General features: G+C 38.4%; 7 protein-coding genes and 3 pseudogenes. 2 read left to right on the forward strand and 8 right to left on the reverse strand.

Annotated elements, in window-relative coordinates:
* Positions 1 to 201: 201 nt before the first annotated feature.
* Complete coding sequence (gene murI / locus ACERCG_RS11925; protein WP_373612274.1) at positions 202 to 993, reverse strand: glutamate racemase; 792 nt, start codon at positions 991 to 993, stop codon at positions 202 to 204.
* 127 nt (positions 994 to 1120) lie between these two features.
* On the opposite strand from murI, the gene ACERCG_RS11930 reads away from it, so the two are divergent.
* Positions 1121 to 1990, forward strand: a complete 870-nt coding sequence (locus ACERCG_RS11930; RefSeq protein WP_373612275.1) for an NAD(P)-dependent oxidoreductase — start codon at positions 1121 to 1123, stop codon at positions 1988 to 1990.
* Positions 1991 to 2071: 81 nt separating this feature from the next.
* Here the strand turns inward: ACERCG_RS11930 and ACERCG_RS11935 are convergent, their stop codons facing one another.
* The 6 genes and pseudogenes from ACERCG_RS11935 to asnC all read right to left on the reverse strand — a co-directional run bounded on the left by ACERCG_RS11935 (position 2072) and on the right by asnC (position 4444).
* On the reverse strand, positions 2072 to 2563 hold the full coding sequence (locus tag ACERCG_RS11935) for a chorismate lyase (protein WP_373612276.1): 492 nt from the start codon (positions 2561 to 2563) through the stop codon (positions 2072 to 2074).
* Positions 2564 to 2623: 60 nt separating this feature from the next.
* The gene (gene udp / locus ACERCG_RS11940; protein ID WP_373612277.1) at positions 2624 to 3385 is read right to left on the reverse strand and encodes a uridine phosphorylase; all 762 of its coding nucleotides are present in this window, start codon (positions 3383 to 3385) and stop codon (positions 2624 to 2626) included.
* A gap of 124 nt (positions 3386 to 3509) precedes the next feature.
* Positions 3510 to 3752: a hypothetical protein gene (locus tag ACERCG_RS11945; protein ID WP_373612279.1), complete on the reverse strand. Its 243-nt coding sequence runs from the start codon at positions 3750 to 3752 to the stop codon at positions 3510 to 3512.
* Between the two features lie 47 nt (positions 3753 to 3799).
* Positions 3800 to 3859: pseudogene (locus tag ACERCG_RS11950) on the reverse strand (hypothetical protein); the annotation flags it as partial.
* Positions 3850 to 3906 (reverse strand): annotated as a pseudogene (locus ACERCG_RS11955) (PT domain-containing protein); the annotation flags it as partial. The pseudogenes ACERCG_RS11955 and ACERCG_RS11950, both read right to left, overlap by 10 nt.
* Positions 3907 to 3970: 64 nt before the next feature.
* A complete protein-coding gene (gene asnC / locus ACERCG_RS11960) occupies positions 3971 to 4444 on the reverse strand; it encodes a transcriptional regulator AsnC (protein WP_159628799.1) in 474 nt (157 codons plus the stop codon).
* 164 nt (positions 4445 to 4608) lie between these two features.
* Between asnC and asnA the strand changes: the two genes are divergently transcribed.
* The gene (asnA, locus tag ACERCG_RS11965; RefSeq protein WP_373612278.1) at positions 4609 to 5601 is read left to right on the forward strand and encodes an aspartate--ammonia ligase; all 993 of its coding nucleotides are present in this window, start codon (positions 4609 to 4611) and stop codon (positions 5599 to 5601) included.
* Positions 5602 to 5618: 17 nt separating this feature from the next.
* On the opposite strand, the pseudogene ACERCG_RS11970 reads toward asnA, so the two are convergent.
* Positions 5619 to 5719 (reverse strand): annotated as a pseudogene (locus ACERCG_RS11970) (IS1595 family transposase); the annotation flags it as partial.

Raw genomic sequence — 5719 nt, forward strand, 5'->3', positions numbered from 1 at the left:
TCAATCAACAAGTGCCCACACAGATTGTCTGATAAATTGTTAAAGAACAAAAAAGAACGACGCACTGAACTTAAAACCTAACCGTTCACAACAGCGCGTCGTTGTGTGGGGTGCATTATAGAGGTTTTTAAAACTGTTGCAACCCCTTTTTTAAAGTTTTTTATCAACTGGATTATTTTTCATCAAAAACATTGATTTAGCTTAAACATTAATCACAGATAGTTGATTAAACCCCCAATGTTGCATAATATTCCGTTTAATCTCGAATGCAGAAGTTTCTGCGGTACAAAACGCTTCATTAACTAATTCATTCTTGTGATTAAATTTTCCCTCTTCTAACAAGCTTAAAACCCGCTTAGCAATCCCTATTCCCGGATCAACAAAGTATTTCACTTTTGGTAACACTTGCTGCAATTCCTGTTTTACCAACGGAAAATGAGTACAACCAAGAATAACGGTATCTAGTGTGGAATGTTCTTGCCAATCCGCTACTACTTTTTGTAAACGAGCCATATCTACTCTGCCCGTTCTCTGTTTTTCTTCTACAATTTCAACCAACTCCGTTGTGCCAATTTTTTCCACAATGCAATCTTGGGCATATTTCGCAATCAATTCATCAACATAAGGACGAGAAACCGTACCTTTCGTGGCTAATAAACCAATCGTTTTGCTTTCAGAAATTGCGGCTGCTGGTTTAGTAGCCGGTACAGTGCCTACGATGGGAAATTGAAAATGCTTACGCAATGCAGGAAGCACTACTGTACTAGCGGTATTGCAGGCTACAACCACCATATCAAGCGGTTGTTTTTCTGCAATTTTTTGCACAATTTTGACCGCTCGCTCAATCAATACCTCTTCTGATTTCTCAGAATAAGGAAAAAAGGCATTATCAAAACAATATAAATAGTGAGCTTGAGGTAGCACTTTACGGATTTCATCATAAATCGTTAAGCCACCCATTCCAGAGTCGTATAAAAGGATTGTTGGTTTCATTGTTATTTACTGAATGAATTAGTGTGGAAATGCTACTCCTTTCCCTCGTTATATTCAAGTTATCTCTATTTGACTTGATGATCGAAAATCGCAATAATCATTCTATTATTTAACCAAGGAGAACATTATGCAAAAATTTAACACACAAGAAATCGGTTGGATTGGTTTAGGTCAAATGGGCGAGCCAATGGCGAAGCACTTACTTAACAGTGGGGTAAAAGTAGGGGTTTATAACCGCAGCCCAGAGAAAGCGGAGAAAGTAGTGGCAGCAGGTGGGAAATTATATTCTTCTGTTGTTGAGTTAGTGAAAGCTCACGATATTATTTTTTTGATGATTGCAGACTATGCGTCTATTCAGCAGGTGTTAAGTGCTGAGGTGTTAGCAGAGTTAAAAGGCAAATTAGTGGTGAATATGAGCACCATTTCGCCAAGCCAAAACCAAGCGGTTGAAGCTCTGCTTGCACAACACGGTGCGGAATTTGTGGAAGCACCTGTTTCAGGCTCAAGCAAAGTTGCAGAAGCTGGCAAACTATTAGTACTTTCAGCAGGTAAAGAAGAGATTGTTGAGCAAATCAAGCCACTTTTCGCCGCATTTAGCACTACCACTTTCTATTATGGTTCTGTGGGTAAAGCAGGCGGTATTAAATTAATGATTAACTCATTATTAGGGATTTTCGTTCAAGCCTACGGCGAAGCGTTGAATTTTGCCGATCAGTACGGTATTCCGAAAGAGCAAGTGATTGAGATGATTTCAGGCTCATTTATGAATAGCCCTATTTTCCAAGCTAAAGTGCCTATGTACTTAGCGAATGAGTTCCAACCTGCATTTATGATGAAGCATATGACGAAAGATTTTAACTTAGCAAGCGAAGAAATTGCGAAGCTAGGTAAATCTTACCCGTTAATTGAACAAGCAACTAAAACTTACAATCAGGCAAACGATTCAGGCTTGAGCGAAGTAGATATGGCTGCGATTTATCAGTTCTTGGCAAAATAAACTCATTGATAGTGCCAGCGTCCTCACTGGTACTTTTTTATTAAAATTAGGCACAAGCGTGGACGCTTGCACCATCATTTTTTAACCGACTAGATAAGGGAAATCCGCCAAAAACAACTCCCTAATTTCAAGCGAATAGCCTTTTATTTCATACACGCCACACCGTGCAAACAAACCGTTCTCTGTTTTTGTCCATTCTAATTTCGTACGAGTCGGATTTTGAGAAAATAGCCATAAGCCAATCGGCTCATCACCTAATACCAATACATTTCGGGCGATATTTTCTATTGTTGATTTTGGCACAAGGGTTTGGGCGAAAATCCAATTTGTTTCGCCGTCTTTTAATAGCACTTCTCGTAACCAAACATCTTCATTGCAAGTGGTCATTTTTTCTCTACTTTTTGCAATCCACTTTTCTTGTACTACTTCCACATTGAAATGGGTTGCCACATCAAGTAGTTTTTGGGTAAGCGATCCATCGTGCAAAAGCCAATCTTGTTGAGCAAGAGAAAGAGGGGTAGAGTCTGAATGCCATTCCGCCTCTAAGAAATTTCTACGATATTCTGTAAACATAAAGCAAAAAGGTAAATTATCACGGCGACAATTTACCTTTTTTACGCCTAAATTTGAAGATTAACCTTGAATTAATTTTCTTACACCTTCGACCACAACAGAAATTGCTTTGTGTTCGGTTTCGTGGATTGTTGCTTCGTTTGGAATTTCTTGTTGGGTGCGGTTTACAATCACACCAGATACCATACCGGCACGCAAGCCTAATGCAGAACACATTGTAAAGAGCGTGGCAGATTCCATTTCAAAATTCATTACATTGAGATCTTGCCACTGCTTTAACGAACCTTGGAAATGGCGATAAATTTTGCCTGTGAAAGTATCGTAACGCTCTTGCCCCGGGTAGAAAGTATCAGAAGAAGCGGTAATACCAACGTAAGGTTTAACCCCTGCATCAACCGCTGCAGCGTAAAGTGCGTTCGTACATTCAAAGTTTGCCACTGCAGGATATTCCATAGGCGCAAAATGTTGGCTTGCACCATCTAAACGAACAGCCCCTGTGGTAATTAAAATATCGCCTACGTTGATGTGTTCTTGAATCGCCCCTGTTGTGCCAATGCGTAAGAAGGTGCGAATACCTAGTTGAGCTAACTCTTCCACACAAATTGATACTGAAGGGCCACCAATCCCTGTAGAACAGACAACCACTGCTTCACCATTTAAATACCCTAACCAAGAGGTAAATTCCCGAGTCGAAGCCAAAAATTCAGGGTTATCCATTTTCTTGGCGATACGCTCACTTCTTGCTGGATCTCCCGGTACAATCGCAATTTTTGCCCCTTTTAACATCGCTTTTGTTAAACCTAAATGAAATACTTCAGACATAACTATCTCCTTTTTATTTCTAACATCATTCAAAATTATTCTACCTAGCAAGCGGTCGATTTTCGATGTTTTTTTGCAATTAATGTTTCATTTTGTGAAGCAGATCAAAGGAAAACGATTTCGTTTAATTACCTTTCTTTACCTGTTCTTCGATATAAGTTGGATCGAAAAAGTCGTTGTCAGATAAATAGAAAACCACATCCTCTTTAACTAACATTGCGATCAACCCATCAATATTATGAACATTTATCGGCGAATAAATCACAGTTAAGTTGTCAAATTTTTGAATAATTTCTGAAGCAGAACGGTAATATTCCTCTCCGTTCACAAAGATATAATGCTTGCAAGGGTAGGTTTGCTGTTTCACAGATTCAATCGCACGTCCCAATTCAGGCAGAGCTGTGGTTAAACTAACTACCGCAACCGTTGGTTGGTTGGTTGGTTGGTTGGTTGGTTGGTTGGTTGGTTGGTTGGTTGGTTGGTTGGTTGGTTGGTTGGTTGGTTGGTTGGTTGGCATTCATTCTATTTCCTTTTATTTATATTGCGATGTTTATTTGCAAAAATTTATACTTTTTTAACCGCTTATTAAGGCAAAATATCTCTCAAAATCGGATTTTGTAACGAAATTAAGGTTTCTGTTGATTGAATTTCATCAATAGATTGAATTTTGCCCGCCAACACTGAATGTAATTCCTCAATAGTGTGAGTCATTACTTTAATAAAAATCGAGTAATTGCCCGTGGTGTAATATGCTTCAACCACTTCATCAAATTCATTGAGTTTTGCGATCACTTTGTCATAATCTTTTGCAGACTTTAAAATAATGCCGATAAAGCAACATACATCATAGCCTAATTTTCGTTCATCGACTACAATTTTTGTTGATTCAATAATCCCCGCTTGTCGCATTTTTTCCACCCGAACGTGAATGGTTGCCGCACTTACACCGAAACCTTTCGCCATTTCTGCATAAGGAATGCGAGCATCTTTAATTAAACAGCGTAAAATTTGCTGATCGAGTTTATCAATTTCTAATTTTACCTTGCTTTTGTTGTGCATTTTCTCTCCTTAAAAACCGTTTCTTTAAATTTTATCTAAAATAATTTAATTTATTTTAAACCAAATTTAATACATTTGCTTTTTTATTTGATAAATATTGCATTTTTAACAAAATTCTTTAAATTAGCAGCCATTCATACTAACATTCATTAGGAAAGCAAAAAATGAAAAAGTCATTCATCTTACAACAACAAGAAATCAGTTTTGTTAAAAACACCTTTACGCAATATTTAATTGATAAATTAGGCATTGTTGAAGTGCAAGGTCCGATCTTGAGCGAAGTCGGCAACGGTATGCAAGATAACCTTTCGGGTATCGAAAAAGCGGTAAAAGTAAACGTAAAATGTATTCCAAATGCAACTTATGAGGTTGTTCACTCTCTTGCAAAATGGAAACGCCACACACTTGCTCGCTTCGGTTTTAAAGAAGGCGAAGGCTTATTTGTGCATATGGCAGCTCTACGCCCTGATGAAGATTCATTAGACCGCACTCACTCTGTTTATGTGGATCAATGGGACTGGGAGAAAGTAATTCCTGAAGGTCGCCGTAACTTTGAATACTTAAAAGAAACTGTTAATGAAATCTATAAGGCTATCCGTTTAACTGAATTAGCAGTGGAAGCTCGCTTTGATATTCCGTCTGTTTTACCAAAACAAATTACCTTTGTGCATAGTGAAGATTTAGTGCAACGCTATCCAAATATGACGGGCAAAGAGCGTGAAAATGCGATCTGTAAAGAATGCGGAGCAGTGTTCTTAATTGGTATCGGTGGTAAATTATCTGATGGTAAACCTCACGATGGTCGAGCTCCAGACTACGATGACTGGACAACCGAATCAGAACAAGGCTACAAAGGCTTAAACGGCGATATTTTAGTGTGGAACGAAGAACTCGGCACAGCATTCGAGCTTTCATCGATGGGTATTCGTGTTGATGAAAAAGCATTGCGTTTACAAGTTTCACTTACAGGCGATGAAGACCGCTTAAAGATGGATTGGCACCAAGATTTATTAGCGGGCAAATTACCGCTTTCAATCGGTGGTGGTATCGGTCAATCACGCTTAGTGATGTTCTTACTCCGTAAAAAACACATCGGCGAAGTACAATCAAGCGTATGGCCAAAAGAAGTGTTTGAACAGTTTGAGAATATTCTTTAAGGGGCTGTCCTAGATAACTAATCTAAACCCCCTTTAACCAATTGTTTTAAAAGGAATATTTGAGATTTTAAGTCACTGTGATTAAAACGCCATTCGCATTCTTTCAAATATAGCTCAA

Source organism: Mannheimia sp. E30BD, assembly GCF_041807785.1.
GTDB lineage: Bacteria > Pseudomonadota > Gammaproteobacteria > Enterobacterales > Pasteurellaceae > Mannheimia.

Coding starts and splice junctions, on each gene's coding strand:
- ACERCG_RS11930 (WP_373612275.1), top strand. CDS start 1,121: ATGCAAAAATTTAACACACAAGAAATCGGTTGGATTGGTTTAGGTCAA.
- ACERCG_RS11935 (WP_373612276.1), bottom strand. CDS start 2,563: ATGTTTACAGAATATCGTAGAAATTTCTTAGAGGCGGAATGGCATTCA.
- asnA (WP_373612278.1), top strand. CDS start 4,609: ATGAAAAAGTCATTCATCTTACAACAACAAGAAATCAGTTTTGTTAAA.
- asnC (WP_159628799.1), bottom strand. CDS start 4,444: ATGCACAACAAAAGCAAGGTAAAATTAGAAATTGATAAACTCGATCAG.
- udp (WP_373612277.1), bottom strand. CDS start 3,385: ATGTCTGAAGTATTTCATTTAGGTTTAACAAAAGCGATGTTAAAAGGG.
- murI (WP_373612274.1), bottom strand. CDS start 993: ATGAAACCAACAATCCTTTTATACGACTCTGGAATGGGTGGCTTAACG.